Source organism: Stagnihabitans lacustris, assembly GCF_025950525.1.
Classification (GTDB): domain Bacteria; phylum Pseudomonadota; class Alphaproteobacteria; order Rhodobacterales; family Rhodobacteraceae; genus Stagnihabitans.
This window is the reverse complement of record NZ_JAPDGS010000001.1, coordinates 115,401-142,300: the sequence shown is the minus strand read 5'-3', so window position 1 is coordinate 142,300 and position 26,900 is coordinate 115,401. Positions and strand designations below refer to the sequence as shown.

At 65.1% G+C, this 26,900-nt stretch carries 32 protein-coding genes; 13 read left to right on the top strand and 19 right to left on the bottom strand.

Features of this window, described 5'->3' with window-relative positions; all coding sequences use genetic code 11:
• Positions 1-82 precede the first annotated feature (82 nt).
• The 3 genes from leuS to holA are packed head-to-tail and all read left to right on the top strand — an operon-like array spanning position 83 to position 4,096.
• Positions 83-2,638, top strand: a complete 2,556-nt coding sequence (gene leuS, locus NX862_RS00700; RefSeq protein ID WP_264491955.1) for a leucine--tRNA ligase — start codon at positions 83-85, stop codon at positions 2,636-2,638.
• Positions 2,625-3,086 (top strand): LPS assembly lipoprotein LptE, encoded by a 462-nt coding sequence (lptE, locus tag NX862_RS00695; protein ID WP_264491954.1) that lies wholly within the window; start codon positions 2,625-2,627, stop codon positions 3,084-3,086. The genes leuS and lptE overlap by 14 nt, the downstream gene beginning before the upstream one ends.
• The gene (gene holA, locus NX862_RS00690) at positions 3,083-4,096 is read left to right on the top strand and encodes a DNA polymerase III subunit delta (protein ID WP_264491953.1); all 1,014 of its coding nucleotides are present in this window, start codon (positions 3,083-3,085) and stop codon (positions 4,094-4,096) included. The genes lptE and holA overlap by 4 nt, the downstream gene beginning before the upstream one ends.
• Before the next feature lie 41 nt (positions 4,097-4,137).
• Here the strand turns inward: holA and NX862_RS00685 are convergent, their stop codons facing one another.
• Entirely contained in the window at positions 4,138-4,902 is a 765-nt protein-coding gene (locus NX862_RS00685) for a protein-disulfide reductase DsbD domain-containing protein (protein WP_264491952.1), read from the bottom strand.
• Between the two features lie 113 nt (positions 4,903-5,015).
• Between NX862_RS00685 and NX862_RS00680 the strand changes: the two genes are divergently transcribed.
• Entirely contained in the window at positions 5,016-5,570 is a 555-nt protein-coding gene (locus NX862_RS00680) for a YqgE/AlgH family protein (RefSeq protein WP_264491951.1), read from the top strand.
• The gene (locus NX862_RS00675) at positions 5,570-6,715 is read left to right on the top strand and encodes a TIGR03862 family flavoprotein (RefSeq protein ID WP_264491950.1); all 1,146 of its coding nucleotides are present in this window, start codon (positions 5,570-5,572) and stop codon (positions 6,713-6,715) included. The genes NX862_RS00680 and NX862_RS00675 overlap by 1 nt, the downstream gene beginning before the upstream one ends.
• On the opposite strand, the gene NX862_RS00670 is transcribed toward NX862_RS00675, so the two are convergent.
• The 3 genes from NX862_RS00670 to NX862_RS00660 are packed head-to-tail and all read right to left on the bottom strand — an operon-like array spanning position 6,691 to position 8,019.
• A complete protein-coding gene (locus NX862_RS00670; protein ID WP_264491949.1) occupies positions 6,691-7,122 on the bottom strand; it encodes a GAF domain-containing protein in 432 nt (143 codons plus the stop codon). The two genes, NX862_RS00675 and NX862_RS00670, sit on opposite strands and share 25 nt — an antisense overlap.
• Before the next feature lie 2 nt (positions 7,123-7,124).
• Positions 7,125-7,652 carry an HPP family protein gene (locus tag NX862_RS00665; RefSeq protein WP_264491948.1) on the bottom strand — a complete coding sequence of 176 codons (528 nt, stop codon included), beginning with the start codon at positions 7,650-7,652 and terminating at the stop codon, positions 7,125-7,127.
• Between the two features lie 43 nt (positions 7,653-7,695).
• Positions 7,696-8,019, bottom strand: coding sequence for a hypothetical protein (locus NX862_RS00660; protein WP_264491947.1), 324 nt, complete (start codon positions 8,017-8,019; stop codon positions 7,696-7,698).
• Between the two features lie 201 nt (positions 8,020-8,220).
• Between NX862_RS00660 and NX862_RS00655 the strand changes: the two genes are divergently transcribed.
• Positions 8,221-8,457: a GlsB/YeaQ/YmgE family stress response membrane protein gene (locus tag NX862_RS00655; RefSeq protein WP_264491946.1), complete on the top strand. Its 237-nt coding sequence runs from the start codon at positions 8,221-8,223 to the stop codon at positions 8,455-8,457.
• A 74-nt stretch (positions 8,458-8,531) separates the two neighbouring features.
• Here the strand turns inward: NX862_RS00655 and NX862_RS00650 are convergent, their stop codons facing one another.
• The 5 genes from NX862_RS00650 to NX862_RS00630 are packed head-to-tail and all read right to left on the bottom strand — an operon-like array spanning position 8,532 to position 12,535.
• On the bottom strand, positions 8,532-8,993 hold the full coding sequence (locus NX862_RS00650; RefSeq protein ID WP_264491945.1) for an Lrp/AsnC family transcriptional regulator: 462 nt from the start codon (positions 8,991-8,993) through the stop codon (positions 8,532-8,534).
• An 18-nt stretch (positions 8,994-9,011) separates the two neighbouring features.
• Positions 9,012-9,743 carry a sulfate/molybdate ABC transporter ATP-binding protein gene (locus tag NX862_RS00645; RefSeq protein ID WP_264491944.1) on the bottom strand — a complete coding sequence of 244 codons (732 nt, stop codon included), beginning with the start codon at positions 9,741-9,743 and terminating at the stop codon, positions 9,012-9,014.
• An 8-nt stretch (positions 9,744-9,751) separates the two neighbouring features.
• Positions 9,752-10,606: a sulfate ABC transporter permease subunit CysW gene (gene cysW, locus NX862_RS00640; protein WP_264491943.1), complete on the bottom strand. Its 855-nt coding sequence runs from the start codon at positions 10,604-10,606 to the stop codon at positions 9,752-9,754.
• Positions 10,599-11,432: a sulfate ABC transporter permease subunit CysT gene (gene cysT / locus NX862_RS00635; RefSeq protein ID WP_413694522.1), complete on the bottom strand. Its 834-nt coding sequence runs from the start codon at positions 11,430-11,432 to the stop codon at positions 10,599-10,601. Before cysT ends, cysW begins: the two co-directional genes overlap by 8 nt.
• Positions 11,432-12,535 carry a sulfate ABC transporter substrate-binding protein gene (locus tag NX862_RS00630; protein WP_264491941.1) on the bottom strand — a complete coding sequence of 368 codons (1,104 nt, stop codon included), beginning with the start codon at positions 12,533-12,535 and terminating at the stop codon, positions 11,432-11,434. Before NX862_RS00630 ends, cysT begins: the two co-directional genes overlap by 1 nt.
• 295 nt (positions 12,536-12,830) lie before the next feature.
• On the opposite strand from NX862_RS00630, the gene NX862_RS00625 reads away from it, so the two are divergent.
• Positions 12,831-13,415: a Pr6Pr family membrane protein gene (locus NX862_RS00625; RefSeq protein WP_264491940.1), complete on the top strand. Its 585-nt coding sequence runs from the start codon at positions 12,831-12,833 to the stop codon at positions 13,413-13,415.
• On the opposite strand, the gene NX862_RS00620 is transcribed toward NX862_RS00625, so the two are convergent.
• From NX862_RS00620 to folK, 10 genes are all read right to left on the bottom strand, one after another.
• Positions 13,383-13,718, bottom strand: coding sequence for a DUF1491 family protein (locus tag NX862_RS00620; protein ID WP_264491939.1), 336 nt, complete (start codon positions 13,716-13,718; stop codon positions 13,383-13,385). The genes NX862_RS00625 and NX862_RS00620 overlap by 33 nt on opposite strands.
• A gap of 83 nt (positions 13,719-13,801) precedes the next feature.
• Positions 13,802-14,737: a GTPase Era gene (era, locus tag NX862_RS00615; RefSeq protein ID WP_264491938.1), complete on the bottom strand. Its 936-nt coding sequence runs from the start codon at positions 14,735-14,737 to the stop codon at positions 13,802-13,804.
• Positions 14,738-14,800: 63 nt separating this feature from the next.
• On the bottom strand, positions 14,801-15,481 hold the full coding sequence (gene rnc, locus NX862_RS00610) for a ribonuclease III (RefSeq protein WP_264491937.1): 681 nt from the start codon (positions 15,479-15,481) through the stop codon (positions 14,801-14,803).
• Entirely contained in the window at positions 15,478-16,284 is an 807-nt protein-coding gene (gene lepB, locus NX862_RS00605; protein WP_264491936.1) for a signal peptidase I, read from the bottom strand. The genes rnc and lepB overlap by 4 nt, the downstream gene beginning before the upstream one ends.
• A gap of 69 nt (positions 16,285-16,353) precedes the next feature.
• Entirely contained in the window at positions 16,354-16,764 is a 411-nt protein-coding gene (gene acpS / locus NX862_RS00600; RefSeq protein WP_264491935.1) for a holo-ACP synthase, read from the bottom strand.
• Positions 16,761-17,525 (bottom strand): pyridoxine 5'-phosphate synthase, encoded by a 765-nt coding sequence (locus tag NX862_RS00595; RefSeq protein WP_264491934.1) that lies wholly within the window; start codon positions 17,523-17,525, stop codon positions 16,761-16,763. Before NX862_RS00595 ends, acpS begins: the two co-directional genes overlap by 4 nt.
• A gap of 70 nt (positions 17,526-17,595) precedes the next feature.
• On the bottom strand, positions 17,596-18,249 hold the full coding sequence (locus NX862_RS00590; protein WP_264491933.1) for a DUF2062 domain-containing protein: 654 nt from the start codon (positions 18,247-18,249) through the stop codon (positions 17,596-17,598).
• Positions 18,250-18,255: 6 nt separating this feature from the next.
• The gene (locus NX862_RS00585) at positions 18,256-20,379 is read right to left on the bottom strand and encodes a RelA/SpoT family protein (protein ID WP_264491932.1); all 2,124 of its coding nucleotides are present in this window, start codon (positions 20,377-20,379) and stop codon (positions 18,256-18,258) included.
• 30 nt (positions 20,380-20,409) lie between these two features.
• Positions 20,410-20,763, bottom strand: a complete 354-nt coding sequence (gene rpoZ / locus NX862_RS00580; protein ID WP_264491931.1) for a DNA-directed RNA polymerase subunit omega — start codon at positions 20,761-20,763, stop codon at positions 20,410-20,412.
• 89 nt (positions 20,764-20,852) lie between these two features.
• Positions 20,853-21,428 (bottom strand): 2-amino-4-hydroxy-6-hydroxymethyldihydropteridine diphosphokinase, encoded by a 576-nt coding sequence (folK, locus tag NX862_RS00575; RefSeq protein ID WP_264491930.1) that lies wholly within the window; start codon positions 21,426-21,428, stop codon positions 20,853-20,855.
• 123 nt (positions 21,429-21,551) lie between these two features.
• On the opposite strand from folK, the gene NX862_RS00570 reads away from it, so the two are divergent.
• The 6 genes from NX862_RS00570 to NX862_RS00545 all read left to right on the top strand — a co-directional run bounded on the left by NX862_RS00570 (position 21,552) and on the right by NX862_RS00545 (position 26,821).
• On the top strand, positions 21,552-22,139 hold the full coding sequence (locus tag NX862_RS00570; RefSeq protein WP_264491929.1) for a LabA-like NYN domain-containing protein: 588 nt from the start codon (positions 21,552-21,554) through the stop codon (positions 22,137-22,139).
• A gap of 186 nt (positions 22,140-22,325) precedes the next feature.
• Positions 22,326-23,291 (top strand): 4-hydroxy-3-methylbut-2-enyl diphosphate reductase, encoded by a 966-nt coding sequence (gene ispH / locus NX862_RS00565; RefSeq protein ID WP_264491928.1) that lies wholly within the window; start codon positions 22,326-22,328, stop codon positions 23,289-23,291.
• The gene (locus tag NX862_RS00560) at positions 23,288-23,731 is read left to right on the top strand and encodes a DUF3429 domain-containing protein (protein ID WP_264491927.1); all 444 of its coding nucleotides are present in this window, start codon (positions 23,288-23,290) and stop codon (positions 23,729-23,731) included. The genes ispH and NX862_RS00560 overlap by 4 nt, the downstream gene beginning before the upstream one ends.
• Positions 23,732-23,755: 24 nt before the next feature.
• On the top strand, positions 23,756-24,208 hold the full coding sequence (gene rnhA / locus NX862_RS00555; RefSeq protein WP_264491926.1) for a ribonuclease HI: 453 nt from the start codon (positions 23,756-23,758) through the stop codon (positions 24,206-24,208).
• A gap of 106 nt (positions 24,209-24,314) precedes the next feature.
• Complete coding sequence (locus NX862_RS00550) at positions 24,315-25,652, top strand: DUF1800 domain-containing protein (RefSeq protein ID WP_264491925.1); 1,338 nt, start codon at positions 24,315-24,317, stop codon at positions 25,650-25,652.
• 2 nt (positions 25,653-25,654) lie between these two features.
• A complete protein-coding gene (locus NX862_RS00545) occupies positions 25,655-26,821 on the top strand; it encodes a DUF1501 domain-containing protein (RefSeq protein WP_319800854.1) in 1,167 nt (388 codons plus the stop codon).
• The last annotated feature ends 79 nt before the right edge of the window (positions 26,822-26,900 follow it).

The following is a 26,900-nucleotide window of genomic DNA, read 5'->3' as shown; positions in this document are numbered from 1 at the left end:
TTTTTTAGGTCTTGGCGGCTTTGAACGCTGGACCTTTTCGCGCGCAAGGGTGTAATTCCGGCCTCGCAAGTAGGAGGCCACGATGTCGCGCTATGAACCCGCCCTGATCGAAGCAAAATGGCAAGCGGCCTGGGATGAGGCCTTGGCCTTCAAGGCCACGCGCGACCCGGGCAAGCCGAAGTATTACGTGCTGGAGATGTTCCCCTATCCGTCGGGGCGCATCCACATGGGCCATGTGCGCAACTATACGATGGGCGACGTGGTGGCGCGGTATAAGCAGGCGCAGGGGTTCAGCGTGCTGCATCCGATGGGCTGGGACGCCTTCGGGATGCCGGCCGAAAATGCCGCGATGGAGCGCGGCGGCCATCCCAAGGACTGGACCTATGGCAACATCGCCGATATGCGCGCGCAGATGAAGCCCCTGGGCCTGTCGATCGACTGGTCGCGCGAATTGGCGACCTGCGATCCGGAATATTACGGCCAACAGCAGGCCATGTTCCTGGACATGATGGAAGCGGGGCTGGTCTACCGCAAGGCCGCGCAGGTCAACTGGGACCCGGTCGACATGACGGTTCTGGCGAACGAGCAGGTCATCGACGGCAAGGGCTGGCGGTCGGGGGCTGCGGTCGAGCGGCGCGAGTTGACGCAGTGGTTCTTCAAGATCAGCGAGTTCTCCGGTGAGCTTTTGACGGCGCTGGACGGGTTGAAGGACTGGCCCGAGAAGGTGCGGCTGATGCAGGCCAACTGGATCGGCCAATCGACCGGCTTGCAGTTCGGGTTTGAAACCGTGGGGGCTCCGGCGGGTTTCGACCGGCTGGAGGTCTATACGACAAGGCCCGACACGCTGATGGGGGCGTCGTTTGCCGGGATTTCGCCGGACCACCCCATGGCCAAGGCGCTGTCGGGCGATCCGGCTGTTGAGGCCTTCCTCGCCAAGTGCCGTCTGGGCGGCACGACCGCCGAGGCGCTGGAGACGGCCGAGAAGATCGGCTTCGACACCGGCGTCCGCGTGAAGCACCCGCTGGACCCCTCGTGGGAACTTCCGGTCTATATCGCCAACTTCATCCTGATGGATTACGGCACCGGCGCGATCTTTGGCTGCCCGGCGCATGACGCCCGCGACTTTGAATTCGCGACCAAATATGGTCTGGCGATCAAATCGGTCTTTGTTGCCGAAGGTCAAGCCGAGGCCCCTTTGACCGAACCCTTCGTGCCGATGAAGTCGGAAAAGGTCAACTACATCCGCGGGTTTGCCGGGGATAACCTGCAAACCGGAGAGGCCGCAATTGCCGCAGCCGTCACCGCCGCCGAGGCCAAGGGGTTCGGGAAGGGCGTCACCAACTACCGCCTGCGCGACTGGGGCGTTTCCCGCCAGCGCTACTGGGGCTGCCCGATCCCGGTCGTCCATTGTGACGCTTGCGGTGTCGTCCCCGAGGACAAAAAGAACCTGCCGGTCGAACTGCCCTATGACGTGAGTTTCGACCGTCCCGGCAACCCCTTGGACCGCCACCCCACATGGCGCGACTGCGCCTGCCCGAAGTGTGGGGCTCCGGCCAAGCGCGAAACCGACACGATGGATACTTTCGTCGATTCGTCCTGGTATTACGCCCGCTTTACGGCACCCCGCGCCACGACGCCGACCGTGGCGGACGAGGCCGAATATTGGATGAACGTCGACCAGTATATCGGCGGGATCGAACATGCGATCCTCCACCTTCTGTATTCCCGCTTCTTCGCCCGCGCGATGCACAAGACCGGCCACCTGCCCGCCAAGGCCATCGAGCCCTTCAACGCGCTGTTCACGCAGGGCATGGTGACTCATGAGATTTACAAGACCACCGACGCCAACGGCCGCCCGGTCTATCACCTGCCGGAAGATATCCTGCGCACCGAAGAGGGCGCGACCTTGAAGGACGGCACCAAGGTCGAGGTCATCCCCTCGGCCAAGATGTCGAAATCCAAGAAGAATGTCGTCGATCCGATGAACATCATCGCCTCTTATGGCGCTGATACCGCGCGCTGGTTCGTCCTGTCCGATAGCCCGCCCGAGCGGGATGTGGAATGGACGGCCTCCGGCGCCGATGCGGCCTACAAGTATCTGTCGCGGGTCTGGGCCTTGTGTGCCCGCATTGGCGAGATGCCGGTGGATCATCAGGGCGAAGGCGACGCGGATCTTCTGCGCGCCATGCACAAGGCGATTGCCGAAGTCACCCAAGGGATCGACGGTTTCGCCTTTAACAAGGCCATCGCAAAACTTTACGAGTTCACCAACACGATCTCGCGCGCCTCGGCCTCGACAAGCGCGATGAAAGAGGCGATCCGCACCCTGGCCAAGCTGATGTCGCCGATGACCCCGCATATCGCGGAGTCCATCTGGACCTATCAGGGCGGCGCGGGGCTTTGCGTCAAGGCGCCCTGGCCCGTGGTTGATCCCGCCATGCTGGTGGAAGACAAGGTGACGCTGCCGATCCAGATCAACGGCAAGCGCCGGGCCGAGGTGACGGTTCCCGCCGATATGCCGGCCTCGGAGGTGGAAAAGCTGGTGCTGGCCCAGGAAGATGTGATCAAGTTCCTGGCAGGTCAGCCGGTTAAAAAGCTGATCGTCGTTCCGGGGCGTATCGTCAATGTGGTCGTCTAGACGCCTGTTTTTGCTGCTGGCCTTGGCCGGTTGCGGCTTTACCCCGGCCTATGGGGTGAAGTCTCCGGCCCGGGCTTTGCTGGATCAGGTGCAGGTCCAGGCGCCCAAGACCCGCGACGATTTCGACTTTGTCGCGGCGCTTGAGGCGCAGGTGGGCCGGGCCTCGGCGCCCCGCTTTGACCTGGCCTATACGATCACCACGACCCAGGCGGGGGTGGGGATCACGGTGGATGGCGCCACCACGCGCTATACTTTGACCGGGACGGCGGATTACACGCTGACCGCCGATGGCCAAAGGGTGACTGGCGGCAAAGTCACGGATTTCACGGCCTTTTCTGCGACGGGATCGACGGTTGCGGGGCTGACCGCCTCGGCCGATGCGCATCGACGGCTGATGCAGGCCCTGGCCGATCAGGTGGTCCGCCGCCTGGTGATGGAGCTGAAATGAAGCTTCAGGGCGCCGAGGCGCGGCGGTATTTCCAAAAGCCTGATCCCGGCAAGGCCGCCTTGGTGATCTTTGGCGAGGATGCCATGCGCGTCGCCCTGAAACGGGCCGAGGTCGTGGCGGCCTTGGCAGGCCCCGGGGCCGATGCCGAAATGCGGCTGACACGGCTGGCCGCCGCCGACCTGCGCAAGGATGGCGCGGCTTTGCTGGATGCGGTCAAGGCGGTGGGGTTCTTTCCGGGGCCAAGGGTCGTCGTGGTCGAGGATGCGACGGATGGCCTGTCCAGTCTGATCGAAAGCGCGATCAAGGCGTGGCGGAAGGGCGACGCCAATATCGTCGTGACGGCGGGCAATCTGACCGGCAAATCCGCGCTGAAAACCATGGCAGAGCGCAACAATGACACGATCTGCATCGGGCTTTACGACGACCCGCCAACGCGCGAAGAAATCGCCGACGAGCTGGCGCGGGCGGGTCTGACCCAGATCCCCCCCGATGCACTTTCCGAACTTCAGACCCTGTCAAAGGTGCTGGAACCGGGCGATTTCCGCCAGACGCTTGAGAAAATCGCACTTTACAAGTTTCGCGACCCTTTGCCGCTGACCCCTGTGGAAATCGCCGCTCTCGCCCCCGCCACCATCGAAACCGAGGCCGAAGAGCTGATCGACATGGTCGCCGAGGGCCAGATCGGCGCGGTGGGCCCCCTGATGCGGCGGCTGGAGGGTCAGGGCATCGCCCCCGTGACACTGGCCATCGCGGCGCTGCGGCATTTCCAGACGCTGCACATGATGGCCACCCATCCCGAGGGTCCGGCCCAGGGGTTTGCCCAGGCGCGGGGCTTCTTCAAACGCCGCGACCGGATGATGAAACAGGCTCAGGCCTGGGGCACGCGGCAGACCGAAAAGGCGCTGTCGATCCTGGTGGAAACCGATCTGACGCTGCGGTCGACCTCGAAGGCGCCGCTGATGGCGGTGATGGAACGCGCCCTGATCCGGATTGCCCGCAAGGAACGCTAGACCCGGCCCCTTCAACCGGCCCCCATTTAACCTGCCCCCATTTAACCGGCGGGACAGCCCTTGATCTCGACCGGGGCGCCTGCGCCCAGAACCGTCACCGTCACGCCCGACCGATCCAGCGCAAAGGGCGCGCCCGTGGGCGGAACCAGGTCGGCCGAACTGACCAAGGCGCCATCCTCGACCCGCGTTTGTGCGGCCGAAACCCAGACCTTCGGGTCATGGGTTTCAAAGATCACATAGGGTTCGGCGCCCGTCATCGGGATGCGGGCGGTCAGGCGCAGCCCGTCGGCGATGGGTTCAACCGCGCAGGTCAGCGCGGCCTGGCCCTGCGCCGGCACCGCCGCCAAAGCCGCCGCAATCGCCGCATCCGGCGCGCCGGCCCCCTCCAGCACCGCGTGGAACTCCAGATGCGCGGGCATGCAGATGTCCTTGCAGATCCCCAGATCCATCGACAGATCCACCCGCAGCGGCCCCGCCCCCTGCGTCGTCAGCGTCACCGGCAGAATCAGGCGGTCGTGATAGCCCAGCGTCACCGTGTCGCCCGAAGCGATCACCTCGGGCGCGGGCCAATGGAACCGGGCGGCGTCCAGGTTCTGTGACCCCTGCCAGTCGAAACTGGGCGGCAAGCCGACATCGCCGGGCGCGCGCCAGTAGGTCTTCCAGCCGGGCGCCAGCGTCAGCTCCAGCGCGACCATATGGCTGCCGTCCGCCTGCTGCCAACCGGGCAAAAGCCGCGCCGACAGGACTTCGTCTTGCGAGGTGGCCATCGCAGGCGTGGCCAAAAGGATGATTGCATAGCGCAGCATGGGCGTAACCTAGCCCCAAGCCCGCGCGCCGAAAAGCCCAAGGCGGACGTTGGGCCATCACTTTGCGGTGCATGGGACTTGAGCCCGCCCGCCGCTTTCGTCACAATAGGCACATGGACCTGACCGGCAAGATGATCGTCGCCATGCCCGCGATGGGCGATCCGCGCTTTGACCGCGCCGTGATCCTGATTTGCGCTCATTCGGACGAGGGGGCTATGGGGCTGATCGTCAACAAGCCCCTGACGGAAATCACTTTCCCCGAGCTTCTGACCCAGTTGCAGATCGACCAGACCGACCGCCGCCGGGATATCCGCTTGCACTTCGGCGGCCCGGTCGAACGCGGGCGCGGCTTTGTCCTGCACTCGCCCGACTATCGCGGCGGGGCGGCGACGCAGCATGTCGGCCCGGGCTTTGGCATGACGGCCACGCTGGACGTGCTGGAGGCCTTGGCGCGCGGTCGCGGCCCGGAACGCGCCGTTCTGGCGCTTGGCTATACCGGCTGGGGTCCGGGGCAGCTGGAGGGCGAGATCGCCCGCAATGACTGGCTGACCGGTGAGGCCTCGGACGCGCTGGTCTTTGGCCCCGAGAACGCCGCGAAATGGGCGGAGGCCTTGAAATCCATGGGGATTCCGCCGCTGTCCCTGTCCCCCACCGCGGGCCGCGCCTGATGCAAGCCCTGGTGATCGGAGCGGGTCCGGCCGGGCTGATGGCGGCCGAGGTCCTGGCGCAGGGCGGGGCACGCGTGACCCTTGCCGAGGCCAAGCCCTCACCCGCGCGCAAGTTCCTGATGGCGGGCAAGTCGGGGCTGAACCTGACCAAGGTCGAGCCCGATTTCGCCGCCGCCTATCGCTGTGCGCCGTTGGACCCCATGCTGGCGGCTTTCGGTCCGGATCAGGTGATGGAGTGGGCGCGGGGCCTGGGGCAAGAGGTCTTTGCGGGCTCGACCGGGCGGGTCTTTCCGGTGGCGATGAAGGGCTCTCCGCTGTTGCGCGCCTGGTTGGGGCGGCTGGCGGCGCTGGGTGTGACCCTGCACACGCGGTGGCGCTGGGTCGGCATCGAAAACGGCATGGTCTTTGACACGCCCGAGGGGCGGCAGGTCGTGACGCCTGATGTCACGATCCTGGCCCTGGGGGGCGCAAGCTGGGCGCGGCTGGGGTCGGATGGGGCCTGGACCGCGATCCTGGCGCCGCATGTCGGGCTTGCCCCCTTTGCCCCGGCGAATTTCGGGCTGAACGTCACCTGGTCGCCGCATATGGCGCGCCATTTCGGCCAGGCGGTCAAGGGGGCGGCGCTGTGTCTGCCGGACCGTCGTGAGCGTGGCGAGTTCGTCATCGCCTCCCGCGGGCTGGAGGGCGGCGGGCTTTACGCCATTTCGCGCGACATCCGCGCGGGGGCGCAGGTGACGCTGGACCTGTTTCCCGACCTTTCCCCTTTGGCCCTAGAGGCGCGGATCGCCCGGCTGAAACCCGGTGACACGATGCCCAACCGCCTGCGCAAGCTGGGGCTTTCGGCGCCCGCGGCGGCTTTGGTCATGGAATGGGGCCGCGCCCTGCCGCTGATGCAGGCGCTGAAGTCCCTGCCGATGGTGCATCAGGGTCCGCGGCCGATGGATGAGGCGATCTCGACCGCGGGGGGGGTGGACTGGGCCGCGCTGGACGGGCTGCGGCTGCGCGCCCTGCCCCGGGTCTTTGTCACCGGCGAAATGGTCGACTGGGAGGCCCCCACCGGCGGATACCTGCTGACCGCCTGTCTGGCCATGGGGGCCTTCGCCGCGCGCCAAGCGCTGGGTCAGACGCCCTTGGCCATTTCCTGAACCAGGGCCGCATGGGCGCCCGCGATCAGGGCGTGATAGGCCGTCAGGCGTTCGGGCGTGAAATGCCCCTCTTCGGCAAGCAGGTTGACGGTTCCAAGCACCGGCCCCGCGCCAAAGATCGGCACGTTGATGCAAGACCCAAGCCCCAGCGAGGTGATCAGCGCATGGTCAAAGAAATACTTGGCGAATTCCGGCACGGTATTGGCCACAAAGGTCTGACGCCCGCCGATGCAAAAGTCATACCACCCGTCGCGCGTCAGGGGTTTGGTCCCCGACACCGGATATTCCACCGGATGTGAGGTATAGGCGCGCCGCGCCAGCCCCGCGGCCTCGTCCTGCAGGGTCACGGTGAAAAGCCGCGTGCCCAAGGTGGCGCAATCAGCGTGAAGGCTTTGATAAATCGACATGTTCACCCCTTGGCGTGGCGGAACGGATAGGCCCGCCCGGTCATCGGGTTCCAGAAAACGCCGACCGCGACCAGAAGGCAAGAGCCCAGAACCACCCGTGAGGCCCAGAACCCAAGGTCGGGCGTTTGTCCCAAAGTCTGGGCCAGGACCAGCGCCAGGGCCACAGCGCCGCCCGGCGGATGGGTGGCGCGCAAAAGCCCCATGGCTGCCACCGCAAGGCTGGCCGCCAGGATCGCCGCAGCCACCACCGGCAGGCCCAGTTGCAAGACGCCCAAGGCCACAAGCCCCGAGACCGCGTTGCCGATCACCACAGTCCAGGGCTGCGCCAAGGGCGAAGACGGCACGCCAAAGATCAGCACCGCCGAGGCGCCAAAGGGCGCGATCAGCCAAGGGTGGCCCCAGATATCCCCCGCCACCAGCCCCATGCCGACCTGCGCCAGCGTCAGCCCCAGCGCCAAGCCCAAGGCCATCCGCGCCGCATCCCAAGGCCGCACAAAGGGGACGGGGGGGCCAAAACCATGGAATCTCATGTGGCCCTCTGCCCGTGAGACAGGGTCATGGATCGGGGCGCGGTCATGCGGCCTCGATCCGGCCCTGTGCCAGGACCTGCCAGCCCTCTTCGGGCAAGGGCGCGGGGGGCGGGGTCACGCCCGGCTCCCAGACCATCAAAAGCAGGACCTCGGCCTGGGCGCCCTCGCCAAGGGCCAGCCATGCCATGCCAAAGCCCTCCATCAAAAGACCCTCGGCGTAATAGGGGATCTCTTCGCCGTCCATCATCTCGTCCTGGTCGTCCTGCGCCTCCCAGGTGTCGCCCGAGGCCCAAAGGACCTGCGCTTCGACATCGGGATGGCGGCGGACAAGGGTGGCAAGCGGGGTGAGGGGATCGGGAAGGGTCATGATGGCCAAGGTGTGGCGCGGAAGGCGCAAAAGGGCAAGGGGGGAAGCGGTCGCACGCTCTCCCCCTTTTGCGCGGGCGGTGGGATGACCATATCGGAGGTGAGGGCGGATTTGCGCCCCCAATACACGCGCCCCCGGGGTCGGGTCATCAAGTCTGGCCAACAGTTCGGGCCATCAATTCGGGCCATCAAGGAGACTGCCATGCAAATCGTCCTCTTGCTGATCATCGGCGCGGCGGCGGGCTTTCTGGCCACGCGGATGATGAAGTTGAACACCGATATTCCGACGACGGTCCTGATCGGGGTCGGCGGCGCGCTGGTGGGCGGGCTTTTGCTGCGCTTTCTGGCCGAGATGGCCTCTTGGGCGGCCGGGTTCGTCGGTGCCCTTGCCGGGGCGCTGGTGCTGATCTGGCTGTGGAAAACCTATGTGAAGCGGTGAACGCTGCGCTGAAGCACACCCTACCCCGTCCAGCGTAGGGTGTGCTTCAGCGCACCGCGCCCCGGGTGCCCCCCTTAGATCGGCAGGGCAAACTTGTGGTGCAGGCTTTCCATGACAAAGCGTGACCGGACGCCTTTCAGCGGGATCTTGTCGGTCAAGCGGCGGTAAACCTGGTCATAGGCCGGCATGTCCGGAACCACGATGCGCAGCATGTAATCCGACTGACCGCCCAGGCGCAGGACCTCCATCACCTCGGGGAAGGCCTTGACCACCCCCAGAAAGCGGTCGCGCCATTCGGGCGTGTGGTCCATCGCCTCGACCTCGCACAGCACGGTCAGGCCAAGACCCACGCGCAGCGGATCGACCACGGCGACGCGGTTGGTGATCACCCCGGCGGCCTCCAGCTTTTGCACCCGCTTCCAGCAGGGCGTCTGCGACAGGCCGACCCGGTCGGCCAATTGCGCGATGGGCAAGGTCGCATCCCGCATCAGCTGGGTCAGGATCTTGCGGTCGATCTGATCAAGAGCCTTGGTCATGACATGGACATTCATTCTTCAAGCCGAGATGAAAGTGCGGACAAAGTCGGAGGCGGGGCGGGCGCGGATATCCTGCGGGCGGCCGATCTGTTCGATCCGTCCCCCCGACTTGTCGCCACTCATGACGACGACCAGGTCGGCCAGCTCCATCGCCTCGTCCTGATCATGGGTGACAAAGACCGTGGTCAGGCCGGTCGTGTCATGGATGTCGCGCAGGCCCTGGCGCAGCTCTTTGCGGACCTTGGCATCCAGGGCGCCGAAGGGCTCATCCAGCAGCAGCATCCGCGGTTCGATGGCCAGCGCCCGGGCCAGGGCCACGCGCTGCCGCTGACCGCCCGAAAGCTGGGTCGGATAGCGCAGGGCGATCTGCGGCAGCTGGATCAGCTCCAGCAGTTTGGCCACGCGCCGCGCGATCTCGGCCTCGGTTGGCCTGGTGGCGCGGGGACGGGCGCGCAGGCCGTAAGCGATGTTTTCAAACACCGTCATATGGCGGAACAGCGCGTAGTTCTGAAACACAAAGCCCGCGCGGCGGTCTTGCACCGAAAGCCCGGTCGCGTCCTGGCCGTCAAACAGCACGCGCCCGGTGTCGGGAAACTCCAGCCCGCCCAGGATGCGCAAGAGCGTCGTCTTGCCCGAACCGGACGGCCCCAGCAAAGCCACCAAAGCCCCCGAGGGCAAGGACAGCGAAACCGGGTGCAAAGCCGCAGTGGCCCCGAAAAGCTTGGAGATTTCGTCGATTTCGATTTGCATGATGCGCCTCAATGTCTGCGGTTTGCGGCAAGCTGATCGGCATAGCGCCATTCCAGCAGGGTTTTCAGCGCCAGCGTGACGAGCGCCAAAAGGGCCAGCACGGCGGCCATCGCGAAGGCCGCGACCGATTGGTATTCGTTGTAAAGCATCTCGATCGAGATCGGCATCGTGGCGGTCAGCCCGCGGATCTTGCCTGAAACGACGGCGACCGCCCCGAACTCTCCCATCGCGCGGGCGTTGCACAGCAGGACGCCATACAGCAGCGCCCAGCGGATATTTGGCAGCGTCACGGTAAAGAACACCCGCCAGCCGCTTGCGCCCAGGGTTAGCGCGGCCTCTTCCTCGGTCTTTCCCTGTTCGATCATCACCGGGATGATCTCACGCGCGACAAAGGGAAAGGTCACGAACATCGAGGCCAGGATGATCCCAGGCAGGGCGAAGACCACGGGAAAGCCATGCGCCACCAGCCAGGAGCCGACCCACGAATTCGCCCCGAAGGTCAGGATGATGCAAAGCCCGGCGACCACGGGCGAGACGGAAAACGGGATGTCGATCAGCGTCAAAAGCACCGCCTTGCCGCGGAACTGGAACTTGGTGATCAGCCAGGCCGCCGCCACCCCGAAGACCGCGTTCAAGGGGACCGAGACCGCGGCGACGATCAGGGTCAGGCGGATGGCGTCCTGCGCCTCGGGATGAGAGAGGCTTTCAAGGGCCGCACCGGCGCCCTCGGCCAGGGCCTCGGCAAAGACGGTGATCAAAGGGGCCGCGACCAACAGCCCCAGGAAGGCCATCGACACCAGGATCAGCACGACCCGGGTCAGGGGCGTTTCGGTGGTCACGGGGCGAAAGGTTGTGTCAGACATGCCCGATCCTCCGGCGGCTGAAGACTTGCACAAGGTTGATCAGGAACAGCATCCCGAACGAGATTGCCAACATGGCCAGGCCGATGGCGGCAGCGCCGGGGTCGTTGTATTCCTCCAGCTTGATCACGATCAGCAGGGGGGCGATTTCGGTTTTCATCGGCAGGTTGCCCGCGATGAAGATGACAGAGCCATATTCCCCCACCGCCCGCGCCAGCGACAGGCCAAAGCCGGTCAACGCCGCGGGCATCAGCAGGGGCAGGATGACCCGGCGGATCGTATAGGCCCGACTGGCGCCAAGGGTGGCCGAGGCCTCCTCGACCTCGCGTTCGATCTCTTCGACGACGGGCTGAACGGTGCGGGTGACGAAGGGCAGGCCCACAAAGATCAGCGCGATCAGGATGCCCCATTGGGTATAGGCGATCTTGATGCCCAGGTCCTTGAACAGCGCCCCGAAGGCGCCGTTGGGCGCATAAAGTGCGGTCAACGCGATGCCGGCCACGGCGGTCGGCAAGGCGAAGGGCAGGTCGACCGCCGCATCCAGGATGCGGCGACCGGGGAAGTCATAGCGGGTCAGGACCCAGGCCAGCACCAGGCCGAAGACCAGGTTCACGCAGGCCGCGATCACCGAGAGGCGGAAGGACAGATACAGCGCCGCCCGCACGCGCCCCGTGTTGATCGTGTCGATCAGGGTCGGTATCCCGGCCGAAAAGCCCTCAAGGAACAGGGCTCCGATCGGGATCAGCACGACGACCGACAGCATCGTCAGCGTCACCCCGGCCGAAAGGCCGAAACCGGGGATCGGGCTGCGGTGAACCAGGCCGGTCATCATTGCGCGACATAGATCTGGTCAAAGATCCCGCCGTCGGCGAAATGATCGGCCTGCACCTTGGACCAACCGCCGAAATGGGCGATGTCGACCAGCTTTAGCTGGGGGAAGCGCGCCACATCGGCGGGATCGGCCTTGGACGTGTCCCAACCGCGGTAGAACTGCTTGAAGATGATCGCCTGGGCCTCGGGGGTATACAGGAAGCTCAGATAGGCTTCGGCCAGTTTGCGCTGGTCGTCCGAGTGGAGATTGGCCTCGACCAGAGCCACCGGCGGCTCGGCCAGCACCGAAACCGAGGGGACGACGATGTCATATTGATCCTCGCCCAGTTCCTTTTGGGCCAGATAGGCCTCGTTCTCCCAGGCCAGAAGCACGTCGCCGATCTCGCGTTGGGTAAAGGTCGTCGTCGCGTCCCGCGCGCCTTTGTCCAGCACCGGCACATGGGTATAAAGCGACTTCACGAATTCTTGCGGGTCCTGTCCGTTCTGTTCCGCCCAAGCCCAGGCGCCCAGATAGTTCCAGCGCGCCCCGCCAGAGGTCTTGGGGTTCGGCGTGATGACCTCCACCCCGTCCGCCACCAGATCGCCCCAGTCCTTGATCCCCTTGGGGTTGCCTTCGCGGACCAGGAAAACGATGGTCGAGGTATAGGGCGAGGAATTGTGCGGCAGCTTGCCTTGCCAATCGGCCGGCAGCTTGCCTTGCGCGGCGATCTTGTCGATGTCGGCGGCCAGGGCCAGCGTGACGACCTGGGCGTCCAGCCCCTCGATCACCGCACGGGCCTGCGCGCCCGACCCGCCATGGCTGGCTTGGATCTCCGGCGCCGGATTGCCCTCGGCCACCCACCACGCGGCAAAGGCCTTGTCGATATCAGCATAAAGCTCGCGCGTCGGGTCATAGCTGACGTTCAACAGCGCCTGGGCCTGGACCGGCTGCGCGGTCAGGCCGGCAAAGCCCACGGCCAGAGCCAGGGCCGCGGTCTGCAAGCCGCGCAGGACCGGCCAGCCGGTCAGGCTGCGCAGACCGGTCGAGATGGTGACACGGCCATCGGCGGCGTCATCGGCCCAAGGCAGGATGCGGCCGGCGACGTGAAGGGTGGCAAACATGGGTCTCTCCTTGGGCAAGGGCCGGCTTGGCCCGTTGTATGGACTTTTTATCTACCAGTCTTGTCGTGTATTCAAGGAAATAAACACGCCTTTATCAATCGTGTATATAGTATTTTATTCCCCCTCTCCCGGAGGTGCGATCCAAACCTTCCCCCTTCCGCCGAAACCGCCCTCGCCCATTTCCCCGAAGGATGGGAGGATTTCCCGCAAGCCCGCTGCCGCCCGGGAAGAGAGGCCCGAAACTCCCCCCCGGTTCCCCCTTGGCTTGACCACGGCGCCTCGCCATATCCGCCGCATGTTGACACGTCTGCTTGCCCTGACCCTCGCTGCCGTGGCCCTTTTGGGGCTGGCCCTGCAATATCCGACCGAATCGCTGCCGCTCCTACTGCGGCTGTGGTCCATGGCGCGGTATTTCACGAATGTCGCGGCGGCCCTGGCGGCGGTGACGCTGATCCGGGCGGCCTGGGGGTACAAAGACCCGAACCTTGCCGCCATGACCCTTTTGGCCACAACGATGACGGGTCTGGTCTATGCGGCGCTGATTGCGGGGCCCGTGGCCCCTGCCCTGCGCTATCCTGATCTTTTGTTGCACCGGGTCTTGCCCGCGCTGGCGCCGCTCTGGTGGCTTTTGGCCGCGCCAAGGCCACCGCAGTTTCGGCCGGTCTTTTGGTTGCTTCCGGGCCTGATCTACCTGCCCTATGCCGCGATGCGGGGCCTGCTCACCGGCCAATGGCCCTACGAGATCCTGAACCCCGCCCTTCTGGGCCCCACCCCTGCAGCGCTGAACCTGGCGGGGATCGCGGTCCTGGGCCTGGCCCTGGCAGCCGCATTGAAACCCCTGTACGGCCTAGTCCGAGAGCCCCTCTTCCTCCAGAAGTGAGCGCCCGCCGCGGTCCTCGACCTCGATGACCCAAAGGTCACGGTCACGCGCCCTTTCGCGGGTCAACACCGCATCGACGGCAGGTTCCTCGCCCTCGGCCAAAACGACCCAGACCCGCCGGTCCGCCTGAAAGTCGAACCGACGCTGCAAGGCCCGCGCCTGCCCGTCCAGGGTGGCGATCTTGACGACCACCGCCCCCGCCGTCGCATCGCCCTTCTGGACCACAAAGGCCGGGATGACCGCCAGCCGCAGCCGCGCCAGATAGGCCGCGACCCAAACGCCCGATGCCAGACGAGGGTCCATCAACCGCGTCCCTTTCATACTGACTCAAATACTCCGGGGGTGCGGGGGCTGGCCCCCGCTTTGCCCTCAGCCCCCAAACCGCCTCAGCCCTTGGGATTGCCGTCTTTGAAATCCAAGCCCATTTCGGAATAGCGCTCGGGCTCTTCCAACCAGTTGGGCCGCACTTTGACTTCCAGGAACAGATGCACCTTGCGATCCAGGAAGGCGGCGATCTCGGCCCGGGCGGCGGTGCCCACCGATTTGATCGTCTCGCCCTTGGCACCCAGGACGATGCCTTTATGACCATCGCGCGCCACATAGACCACCTGGTCGATCCGCGCCGAGCCATCGGGCTGATCCACCCAATTGATCGTCTCGACCGTCAGCTGATAGGGGATTTCCTCGTGCAGGCGCAGGGTCAGCTTTTCACGGGTCATTTCGGCCGCGATCATCCGCATCGGCAGATCGGCCAACTGATCCTCGGGATAGAACCAGGGGCCCGCCGGGACCTCTGCCGCCAGCCAATCGCGCAGCTTTTCGACGCCGTAACCCTTTTCGGCCGAGATCATGAAGGTCTCGACAAAGGGAAAGGCCTCGTTGCACTTCTGCGTCAGAGCCAGCAGAACTTCGGCCTGCACCCGGTCGATCTTGTTGATCGCCAAGGCAATCCGCGCGCCCTGCGGAAAGCGTTCGCGCAGGGTGTCGATGATGGCCTGGCTGCCCTCGGTCAGGCCGCGATGGGCCTCGATCAGCATGACGATGACATCGGCATCGGCCGCCCCACCCCAGGCGGCGGCGACCATGGACCGGTCCAAGCGGCGGCGCGGCCGAAAGATCCCGGGCGTGTCGACGAAAACGATCTGGCTTTGCCCCGCCATGGCGACGCCGCGGATACGGGTCCGCGTCGTCTGCACCTTGTGTGTGACGATCGAGACCTTGGCACCCACCATCCGGTTCAGCAGCGTCGACTTCCCCGCATTGGGCTCGCCGATCAGCGCCACAAATCCGGCCCGGGTGGCCTCTTCCGTCAGATCAGTCATGCAATCGTTCTCCTTTGTGCCCCCATAGACGGTTTTCGCGTCCGGGGCCAGTGGCAGAACGGCTCAGCCGGTGACGCGGCCCAAAAGCGACCGCGCGGCCATCTGTTCGGCGATGCGCTTTGATCCCGCCTTGGCCGTCTCGGTCTGGCCATCAGCCAGCGTCACGCGGACGGTAAAGATCGGCTGGTGGTCGGGGCCCTCGCGGCCGGTTTCCTCATAGACTGGCGGCGGCATGGCGCGGCCTTGCGCCCATTCCTGCAGGCTGGTCTTGGGGTCGCGGGCATCCTGTTCGACCCGGGCAATCCGCTCGCCCCAAAGCCGCAGGATCAGCGCGCGGGCCGCATCAAACCCGCCGTCCAGATAGACCGCCGCGATCACCGCCTCCAGTGCGTCCCCCAAAAGCGCTTCCTTCTTGCGCCCGCCCGAGATCATCTCGGACCGACCCAGTTTCAGCACATCGCCAAGCCCGCAGTCCCGCGCGACCTCGGCGCAGGTTTCCTTGCGCACCAAGGCATTGAAGCGCGGTGCAAGCGCGCCCTCGGCGGCCTTGGTGTCGGCCTTGAGCAGCGCCTCGGACATGACCAGACCCAGAACCCGGTCGCCCAGAAACTCCAGCCGCTGATTGTCGGCCCTGGTGGCCGAGGACATCGACGCATGGGTCAGCGCCTGGACCAGCAAGGCGGGATCGGCGAAGCCATGGCCGATCCGGGCCGCAAAGGCCTGAATATCGGCCGCGATCTTCATTCGATCGCCTTCAAAAAGCGATCCCCGCGCCAGGTCCAGAAATAGAACAACGAGGACCCGGCGGATGAGAACATGATCCGGTCCGCCCGACCGATCAGCAGTTCCGCCGGAACAAAGCCCACCCCGCCCGCGCTTTGGCTATAGCGGCTGTCCATCGAATTGTCGCGGTTGTCGCCCATGAAGAAATACTCCCCCATCGGCACGGTAAAGACATCGGTGTTGTCGGCATAGCCGTTGATGTCGATGTTCAACACCGCATGTTTCACGCCATTGGGCAGGGTCTCGATCGCGCGCTGTTTTTCACAGGTGCCGCCAACGCCCACCGGCGCATTCGAACAGCGCGGCGTGCTGTCCATCGACCCCTGGGGCTCGAAGACCTCGGCAAAGACACCATCGGGGGTCTGGGGCGCGGCCTCGCCATTGATATAAAGGATGCCCTCTTTCATCTGGATCTTGTCGCCCGGCAGGCCGATCAGCCGCTTGATATAGTCCTGCCCACTGACGGGATGGCGGAAGACGACCACATCGCCGCGCTCGGGGTCGCCCGACAGCAGGGGCAGCTTCAACCGACCCGGGACCGGGCAAAGGCTGATCTTGGTAAAGGGGATTTCGCACGACACGGTCGAATAGCCGTAAGCCATCTTGTTGACGAACAGAAAGTCGCCGACCAGCAGCGTGTCTTTCATCGACTCGGACGGGATGAAGAAGGGCTGAAACAGCAGCGAGCGGAAGGCCACCGCGATGACGCCCGCCCAAAAGAGCGTCTTGACGGTTTCGACGATGCCGCCGTCCTGTTTTGCCATGGCTTTGTTCCTTGCGTTGACCCCAAGGCTCTTGGCGCGGGGCGGGGGCTTTTGTCAAGCGGGGGGCCGTCAACTTGCCGGGATAGGCCGCGCCTCGATCACCACAAAAGCCTGAGCCCAGGGGTGATCGTCGGTCAGCGTCACATGCACCACGGCGCAATGGCCTTGCGGCGTCATCTGCGCCAGCCTTTGCGCCGCCCAACCGGTCAGCGCCATGACGGGCTGGCCGGTGTCCAGATTGCTGACCGCCATGTCCTTCCAGGCGATGCCCATGCGCAACCCAGTGCCCAAGGCCTTGGAGCAGGCCTCCTTGGCCGCCCAGCGTTTCGCATAGGTGGCGGCGACCGCCATGGGGCGGGCCTCGGCGCGGGCCTGTTCCAGGTCGGTGAAGACGCGCTGGCGAAAGCGGTCGCCATGGCGGGCAAGGGTGGCCTCGATCCGCTCGATGTTGCACAGGTCGGCGCCGATCCCCAGGATCATGGGCGGTTTTCAGAAGATCGGGCTTGGTCCATGCGGCGGCGCATCTCGGACAGGGCCTGTTCCATACCGACGTAAATCGCCTCGCCGATCAGGAAATGGCCGATATTCAGCTCCATCACCTGAGGGATGGCGGCGATGGGGGCCACGTTGTCATAGGTCAAGCCATGGCCGGCATGAACCTCCAGCCCAAGCGAATGGGCCAGCGCCGCACCGCGGGTCAGGGCGGCAAGCTCGGCTGCGGCCTCGGCCTCGCGACCCTCGGCATGCAGGTCGGAATAATGGCCGGTGTGCAGTTCGACCACCGCGGCGCCAATCGTGGCGCAGGCCTCCAGCTGGGCGGCCTGATGACCCACGAACATCGAAACCCGCGCCCCCGCCTCGCGCAGGGCGGCGACGTAATCGGTCAGGCGCGGGATGTCACCCGCCACGTCAAGCCCGCCCTCGGTCGTCCGCTCTTCGCGCTTTTCGGGCACAAGGCAGACGGCATGGGGGCGGGTCTGCAGGGCGATGCGCAACATCTCGTCCGTGGCGCCACATTCAAAGTTCAGCGGAATCCCCAGCCCGGCCTTCAGCGCGACGATATCGGCGTCGCGGATGTGGCGGCGGTCTTCGCGCAGATGGGCGGTGATGCCATCCGCCCCCGAAGCCTCGGCCAACAGCGCCGCCCGCAGAGGGTCGGGCCAGGCCGAGCCGCGGGCATTGCGCACCGTGGCCACGTGATCGACATTCACACCCAGACGCAGTCTACCCAGATAAGTCATGGCTCTCACCCTATTTTTTCGTAGGTGTAGGGCGGAACGCCCCCACCGGAAAGCCCCCCCTTGGAAGAAGCTATTCGCCGGACTCGCGCGACGCGGCTTCGGCGGCATCGCGCGCCGCGCGCCGTGCGGCCACCCGCTTCATCAAGGCCCGCCGGCGCAGCGCCTGATAGGCGGTCAGCGCCGGGATCGTCAGCTTATACAGCACGGTCGAGGTCAAAAGCCCCGGGATGATCGACCCCACGAAATAGGGCAGATAGATATGGTCCCAGAAATCGCGCAACCCCTCCCACCGCGCGGTGTGGTGGTTGAAAATCGCAAGGAAGTTGAACCACAGGTCATGGCCCGCCGCGGCAAAGGCCGTAAACACCGCATGGACGGTAAAGCCGCCGTCGATGCCCAGCATCCAATAGCCCATCTTTAGGCTGACGATGGCGATGATCGGCGTTGTGATCGGATTGGACAGCAAGGTCGCCAGCGCCGCGGCCAGCAGGTTGCCGCGCATCAGCCAAGCCAGACCCAGCGCCGACAGCACCTGAAACCCCAGGATCGGCGGAAAATTCACGAAGGTCCCGGCAAAGACCCCCCGGGCGATTCGGTGCGGCGGGTCGGGCAAGCGGCGCAGCCGGTGCCACAGATAGGTCGTGGCCCGCTTGAAGCCCCCGCGGGGATAGACCTGTTCCTTCGCCCATTGAGCCCAGGACAGCGGATTGCGGCGGCGAAACATGGGACCTCAGGGTTTAAGCGTGACATTCCTCACGCGAGAGACTTGGGCCACATCGGTCTCGGCTTCAAGTGCCGTCATGACCATGTGAAGGTGTTCGACATCGCGCAACTCCACGTCAATCAGCAGTCTGTAAAAATCCGGTTTACGTTCTGTGAACTTCAGGTCGCTGATATTGGCCTTTTGATCGCCCACCACGCCGCAAACCCGGCCCAGAACCCCCGCGTCGTTCGAGATCGCAAGCTCAAGCGTCACACCATAAGCCGCCGGGTGGCGACCGGGCTGCCAATGCAGATCGACCCAGCGGGCGGGCTGTTCCTCCAGCTCTTCCAGCGCGCGACAGTCGATGCCATGCACGATGACGCCGCGGCCGGGATAGGTGATGCCCACGATCCGCTCGCCGGGGACGGGCTGGCAACACAGGGCGCGCTTGAAGGTCTGATCCGCGCCAAGCCCGATGATCGACCGCTGAACGTCGATTTCATCGGCCTTTTCGGTTTGCAGCTCGGGATACAGCGTCTCCAGCACCTTGCGGGCGGTCAGTTCGGCGGACCCCAACCGTGCCAGAAGATCGTCTTCATCGGCCAGACCCAGCATCTTGGCCGCGGTGCGCAAGGCCTTGTCGCTGGCCTTGCGGCCGACATGGTCAAAGGCCGCCCGGGCGAGTTCCTGGCCCAGTTTCACGAAACGTGACCGGTCTTCCTCGCGCAAGGACCTGCGAATCGCGGCCTTGGCCCGCCCCGTGGTCACAATGTCGATCCACGAGCTTTGGGGCCGCTGGCCCTCGGCGGTGATGATCTCGACCGACTGGCCGTTTTTCAGCCGAGTCCAAAGCGGCACGCGGATGCCGTCGACCTTGGCCGACACGCAGGAATTCCCGATCCGGGTGTGGATCGCATAGGCATAGTCCAAAGGCGTCGCCCCGCGCGGAAGCTGGATGACGTCGCCCTTCGGCGTGAAGCAGAAAACCTGGTCGGAATACATTTCCAACTTCACGTTTTCCAGGAATTCCGACTCGTCCTGGTCGCCCTCGAAAAAGCGTTCGGTCAGGGTGCTGATCCATTTCGACGGATCAACGGCAAAGGGGTTCCGCGCGCGGACCCCCTCCCGATAGGACCAATGCGCGGCCACGCCCGCTTCGGCGACCTCGTGCATGTCGCGGGTGCGGATCTGCACCTCGACACGCTTGCCGTCGCGGCCTGAAACCGTCGTATGGATCGACCGATAGCCATTGCCCTTGGGCTGGCTGATGTAATCCTTGAACCGCCCCGGCACCGCGCGCCAACGCTGATGGATCACGCCCAAAATCCGGTAGCAATCGGCCACCGAGGCGCAGATCACCCGGAACCCATAGATGTCGGACAGGCTAGAGAAAGCCAGGTCCTTTTCCTGCATCTTGCGCCAGATCGAATAGGGCTTTTTCGCCCTTCCATAGACCGCGGCATCCAGCTTTTCGCGGTCCAGTTCGACCCGGATATCGGCGCTGATCTGATGCACCACATCGCCCGATTCCCGCTGCAGCGTCAGGAAACGCCGCATGATCGAGTTGCGCGCCTCGGGGTTCAGGACCTTGAAGGCAAGGTCTTCCAGCTCTTCGCGCATCCATTGCATACCCATGCGGCCCGCCAAGGGCGCATAGATATCCATCGTCTCACGCGCCTTTTGCGCCTGCTTTTCCGGCTTCATGCTCTTGATCGTGCGCATGTTGTGCAGACGGTCGGCGAGTTTCACCAGGATGACCCGCAGGTCACGCGACATCGCCATGAAAAGCTTGCGGAAGTTCTCGGCCTGTTCGTTTTGCGCCGAGGAAAGCTGAAGGTTGGTCAGCTTGGTCACGCCATCGACCAGCTCGGCGACCTCATGGCCGAAAAGCCGTTCGATTTCGGTATAAGTGGATTTGGTATCCTCGATCGTGTCGTGCAAAAGCGCGGTCACGATGGTCGCGTCATCCAGGTTCTGTTCGGTCAGGATGGCGGCGACGGCCACGGGATGCGTGAAATAGGGTTCCCCCGATTTCCGCCACTGGCCGTCGTGCATCTGCATGCCGTAGGCGTAGGCCTGACGGATCAAATCGGCATTGCTGCGCGGATTGTAATTGCGGACGAGAGCGACCAGGTCTTCGACGTCGATCATCCGCGATTACGCTTTCAGTTGTCGCCCAGATTAATTGTCACCCTGCGCTTCCATAAGCGCGCGCAACAGCTTTTCTTCGGACATGTCGTCCTGCATCGGGCGGTCAATCTCGCCCGACATCAGAAGCGCCATCTGGTCCTCTTCGGGCTCGTCAACCTCGATCTGGGTCTGATAGCTTTCGATCATGCGTTCGCGCAGGACCGAGGCGATCTGGGTTTCATCCGCGATTTCGCGCAGGGCAACCACGGGGTTCTTGTCGTTGTCACGGTCAACCGTGATGGGCGAGCCGGACTGGACCTCACGCGCCCGATGGGCGGCAAGCATCACCAGTTCGAACCGGTTCGGAACCTTGTCAACGCAATCTTCAACCGTCACGCGGGCCATGGGAACTCCAAGCGATGGGGGCACGAGAAAGGACCTCATAGGCCCGCGAAAAAAACTTGACAAGCGAAATCAGGATTCACCTGGCGAAATCAGGTTTCAATCGGCCGGACCGCGTCGATTTCCGCCTGGGGGAGGGCGTCCAGCAGCTGTCGCGTGGTCTGCCCCAGCACGGGATGGACCCAATCTGGCGCGATATCGGCCAGGGGGACAAGGACAAAGGCGCGATCCTGCAACCGAGGATGGGGCAGGATCAGGCGGTCGGGCGCCGTGGCGGCCTGAGCTTCGGGCGCAAGACCCTGCCAATGGGTCCAGGTGGCCAGGTCGGGGGCCACGGTCTGCCCCATCGCGATCAGGTCCAGGTCCAGCGTCCGCCCCGCCCAGCGACTGATCCTTTTCCGCCCAAAATCCGCCTCGACGGCATGAAGCCGCGCAAGTGTGTCCTCGGCCGTCGATTCTACTTCCAGTTGAGCGCAGGCATTGGCATAATCCGGACCAGCCCCCGCCGGAAAGCAGGGCGTGGCGAAAATCCGGCTCTGGGCCACCACGCGAAGACCTGCCTCTTCACAGGCGTTCAAAGCCGCGTGTAGGATGTTAACACTTGCTTTACCTTGCCATGGAAGATTGCTCCCAAGTGCTATCAGGACTTGAAAATACTGCCGCTGCATCTGGGTTACCCTTCCGTATAGGCCTACTTGTGACCGGTTATCCCGGCTGTTACGTCAATCAAACGCCTGAGGGCATCGCATTACCTTGACCCCCGCTTGGGGCAGAAATTGAGGGGAAACACCATGTTTTACAAGGACGAGCGTCTGGCTCTCTTCATCGACGGCTCCAACCTTTATGCCGCCGCCAAAGCCCTGGGCTTCGACATCGACTACAAGCTGTTGCGCCAAGAGTTCATGCGTCGCGGGCGCTTGATTCGGGCCTTCTATTACACGGCGCTGCTGGAAAACGACGACTATTCGCCGATCCGGCCGCTGGTCGACTGGCTGAACTACAACGGCTTCACCATGGTGACAAAGCCCGCCAAGGAATACACAGACAGCCAGGGCCGCCGGAAGGTCAAGGGCAACATGGACATCGAACTGACCGTCGATGCCATGGAACTGGCGCCGCGGATGGATCACGCGGTCCTGTTCTCGGGCGACGGCGACTTCCGCCCGCTGGTGGAAAGCCTGCAACGTCAAGGGGTTCGCGTGTCGGTCGTGTCCACCATCCGTTCGCAGCCGCCAATGATTGCCGATGAACTGCGCCGCCAGGCCGACAATTTCATCGAGCTGGACGAGCTGCGCGAAGTCATCGGCCGCCCCCCCCGTGAGCCGCGCCCGATGATGGACATGGCCCCCACGCCCGAAGTTGCGATCGAGGGCAAGTAAGACCGCCGACATGTCTGGGGCCAGCCGCCGCGCTGGCCCTTCGCTTTCGCAGACCTGTCTTTTTCGGCCCGCGCTCCGGGGCACAACGCCCTGAACCGTCCGCGACTCTTCGTCGCACCCAGCCCTTCCGGGGCCATGGACCTTCGCCCCCCGCGCGATTACTCTGCCCCAAACGGAGATGCGCTCATGGCCGAAAATGCCCCCCCAATTGCTCCCCTGACCCTTTACCTTGCCGCCCCCCGCGGCTTTTGTGCCGGTGTGGACCGCGCCATCAAGATCGTCGAACTGGCGCTGCAGAAATGGGGCGCCCCGGTCTATGTCCGCCACGAGATCGTGCACAACAAATACGTGGTCGACAGCCTGCGGGCCCAAGGCGCGATCTTTGTCGAAGAGGTCGCCGATTGCCCCGCCGACCGCCCCGTCATCTTCTCGGCCCATGGTGTGCCGAAATCGGTGCCCGCCGAGGCCGAGGCGCGCCAGATGATTGCGGTTGATGCCACCTGCCCGCTTGTCACCAAGGTCCATAACGAGGCCGCGCGGCACCATGAAAACGGCCTGCAAATGGTGATGATTGGCCACAAGGGCCACCCCGAGGTCATCGGCACCATGGGACAACTCCCGGACGGCGAGGTCCTTTTGGTCGAAACCCCGGCCGATGTGGCGAGGCTGAAGGTCCGCGACGCCCAAAAGCTTGCCTATATCACCCAGACGACGCTGTCGGTCGATGACACGGCCGCCATCGTGACGGCGCTTCAGACCCGGTTTCCCGCGATCCTTGGCCCGCACAAAGAGGACATCTGCTATGCCACGACCAACCGCCAGGCCGCGGTCAAGGCGGTGGCCCCCAAGATCGACGCGCTTTTGGTGATCGGGGCGCCGAATTCGTCGAACTCAATGCGCTTGGTCGAGGTCGGGCGGGCTGCGGGCTGCGCCTATGCCCAACTGGTGCAGCGCGCCGCCGATATCGACTGGCGCGCTTTGGCCACGGCGAAGGCGGTGGGCGTCACCGCAGGCGCCTCGGCCCCCGAAGAGCTGGTGAACGAGGTCATCGCCGCCTTCCGCGCCCGCTATGACGTGACGCTGGAACAGGTGGAAACCGCGGTGGAAACCGTCGAATTCAAGGTCCCCCGCATCCTGCGAGAGCCCGCATGATCCCCCGCGCGGCCCTTGTCCTGGGCCTCGCGGGGTTGATCCCCTTTGCCTGGGGCGCGGCCAGTGCGGCAAATCCGACCCTGGCCGGGATCAGCGTCACCGTCTTTGGCCCCGAGCTTTGGGGCGTCTGGATGATCCTGGATTACGGCATCGTCATCCTGTCCTTCATGTCGGGCGTGCTGTGGGGCTTTGCCACCCGGGCAACCGCACGGGCCTGGGTCTGGTATGGGCTTTCCGTCCTGCCGGCGCTGTGGGTTTTCCTTGGCCTGCGCGGAGAGACCGACAGCCGGCTTCTGGCCCTTGCGGCGGGCTACTTGGGCCTTTTGGGCCTGGACTTCGCCTTTTGGCGCGCGGGCCTGACGCCGCCCTGGTGGATGCGGCTGCGTCTGATTCTGACCGCAGGGGTTCTGGTGTCTTTGGGCTTTGGCCTGTATCTGTGACCGCCTGACCACAGGAAAGCGCCGATGCCCGAACTTTTCGCCTATACCGACGGCGCCTGCTCTGGAAACCCCGGGCCCGGCGGCTGGGGTGTCCTTTTGCTGGCCCGCGACGGCGCCACGGTCGTCAAGGAACGCACGCTGCAGGGCGGCGAACAGATGACCACCAACAACCGCATGGAATTGCTGGCCGCGATCTCGGCGCTAGAGACTTTGGCGCGGCCCTCGGAACTGACCATCATCACCGACAGCGCCTATGTTAAAAACGGCGTGACCGAATGGATTCACGGCTGGAAGCGCAAGGGCTGGCGGACGGCAAGCGGCGCGCCGGTGAAAAACGTCGACCTGTGGCAGCGGCTGGAAGAGGCGCAAAAGCGGCACAAGGTGACTTGGGCCTGGATCAAGGGCCATGCGGGCCACGCCGAAAACGAACGCGCCGACGAATTGGCCCGCGCGGGGATGGCGCCCTTCAAGTCCTGACATCCGGCGACGGAATCCTTTCCGCGGGGCGTTTGACCTTGAACCTTGGGCGCCGGACCCCCAGCTTGGACCCAGGACCCGCCACGCCCCTATCCTCGGAGACGCCATGGACGCCCCCAGCCTGATCGAGGATATCCGCTTTGGCTTTGGCCCCCTTGCGGGCCGCGCGCCCGGCCCGGGCTATGACGCCGACCGTCTGATGGCGCAACTGACCGCCCCCGACGCGCCTGCCGACCAATGGGCGACCCCTGGTCTGGCCGAGCGTTGGCCGCTGATCGAGGCCTATACCGCCGACCGCAAGGCCAAGGTCCACAAGACCAACCCAAGCGCCGGCACCCTGCGTCTGGCCGAGATCGAGGCGCAAGACCTGCAGGTCTGGCTTTCGCGTCCCGCCGTGGCCTTGTGTGGCTTTCGCGAAAGGCTGGCCAATCTTTGGGCCAACCGGATCACGGTGGCGATCCAGGGCGCGGCGCTGCGTCCCCTGGTCCCGCCCTTTCGCGACGAGGCGATCCGCCCCCACATCACAGGCCGCCTGGCCGATATGCTGAAGGCGACGCTGTGGCATCCGGCGATGCAGCTTTTCCTGACCCAGGTGCAATCGGTGGGGCCGAACTCCCGGCAAGGCAAAAAGCGCAACAAGGGGCTGAATGAAAACCTCGCCCGCGAGTTCCTGGAGCTGCACACGATGGGGCGCGGCTATACCCAGACCGATGTGACGGAGCTGGCCAAGCTTCTGGCCGGGATGAAGCACGACGCCGAGGGGCCAAGGGTCGAGGATGCCCGCCAGGAACCCGGGGAGAAGCTGATCCTGGGCCAGACCTATCAGACCGGCGCCGCCGAGATCGACCGCCTGGTCGAGGACGTGGCCCACCGCCCCGAAACGGCCGAGGCCACGGCCTTTTACCTCGCCCGGCATTTCATCGCCGATGAGCCGCCCGCCGATCTGGTGGCGACCATGGCGCGGGCCTATCTGGACCATGACACCGCACTGACCCCGGTCTACCGCGTGATGCTGACCCATCCCGCCGCCCGCGCCTCTGAGCGCGCCAAACTGCGCAGCCCGCATGAATATGTCGTGGCCAGCCTGCGTCTGGGGGGCCTTACGGGCACCGAAGCCGGCCTGCGCGGCTTTCGCAAGGACGGGATGAAGCTGGAGGACCGGATGAAGAAACTTGGCCAGCCGATCTATGAGGCGCCAAGCCCCGAAGGCTGGCCCGAAACCGCGGCCGAGTGGCTAAGCCCGCCCATGGTTTCGGCCCGGCTGGATTGGGCGATCGACATGGGCCGCGCCATCGGCACCAACGGCGCCGACCCGCGCGAATTGGCCGATTTCGCGCTTGGCGACCTGGCAAGCCCGATGCTGCGCCGCGCTGTGGCGGGCGCCGAACAGAAATGGGAGGGCGTCACGGTGCTGCTCTCTTCGCCCGATTTCAGCCGGAGGTGATGATGGACCTGCTGCTTTCCCGCCGCGCCTTCCTGATCGGTTGTTCGGCCGCGGCCTCGCCCCTGGTCACGCCCGTGACCTTTGCCCAGGCCAAAGGCGAAAACCGCCTGGTCGTCATCGTGTTGCGCGGTGCGATGGATGGGCTGGACGTGGTGCGCCCGACGGGCGATCTGGGCTTTGCCGCCCTGCGCCCGACGCTGGCCGCAGGTCAGGGCCCGGCGCTGAACGACTTCTTTACCCTGCACCCCGCGGCCGAACCCCTGATGCCGCTGTGGCGCGCCGGAGAGCTGGGGTTCGCCCATGCCACCGCCACCCCCTATCGTCAGGGCCGCAGCCATTTCGTCGGCCAGGACGCGCTGGAAAACGGCACCGACGCGCTGGATGGCACGCCGACCCAGGCCCATGACGGCTGGCTGAACCGCGCCCTTGGCCTGATCCCCGGCGCCCATGCCGAGACCGGGGTTTCGGTCGGCCAACAGCGGCTTTTGCTGCTGGAGGGCGCCACGCCGACCGACCATTGGTTCCCGGTCGACGAAAGCCCGCTGTCGCCGCAGGGCCTGCAATTGATCGCCGCGCTGAACGAGGCCGATCCGCTGTTCGCAGCACCCTTTGCCCAGGCGCAGCGTCTGGCCGATACGGCGGATGGCATGACGGGCGGCGTGCCGCGCGGCAAGGGGCAGTATCGGCAGCTGGGGACCTATGTCGCGCAACGGCTATTGGGGCCCTCGCGGATTGCCAGTTTTTCCTTTGGCGGCTGGGACATGCACAAGGATCAGGCCCGCGCGATGGCGGGCCAGCTGGGCGGCCTGTCCGATGCGATCGTGGCGCTGAAAGAGGGTCTGGGCGCGGCCTGGGGGACGACGCTGGTCCTTGGCATCACCGAATTCGGCCGCACCGCGCGCGAGAATGGCACGGGCGGCACCGATCACGGCACGGGGGGGCTTGCGATCCTGGCGGGCGGTGCGCTGCGCGGTGGGCAGGTTTTCGGCAAATGGCCGGGCCTGGGCGAGAGCGCGCTTTTCGAAAGCCGCGACCTGATGCCGACGACGGATGTGCGGTCTTATCCGGCCTGGGCCCTGCAAGCGCTGTTCGGCGTTTCGGGCGCTGACCTTGAAACCCGCGTCTTCCCGGGCCTGGACCTGGACCGCGACCCGGGCCTGGTGCTGTGACCCCCCTATCCCTGACAGGTGTGCCCTGACGCGGCAAACCGCCGGTTTGGCGCGCAATACATCATGAACCTTGAATTTT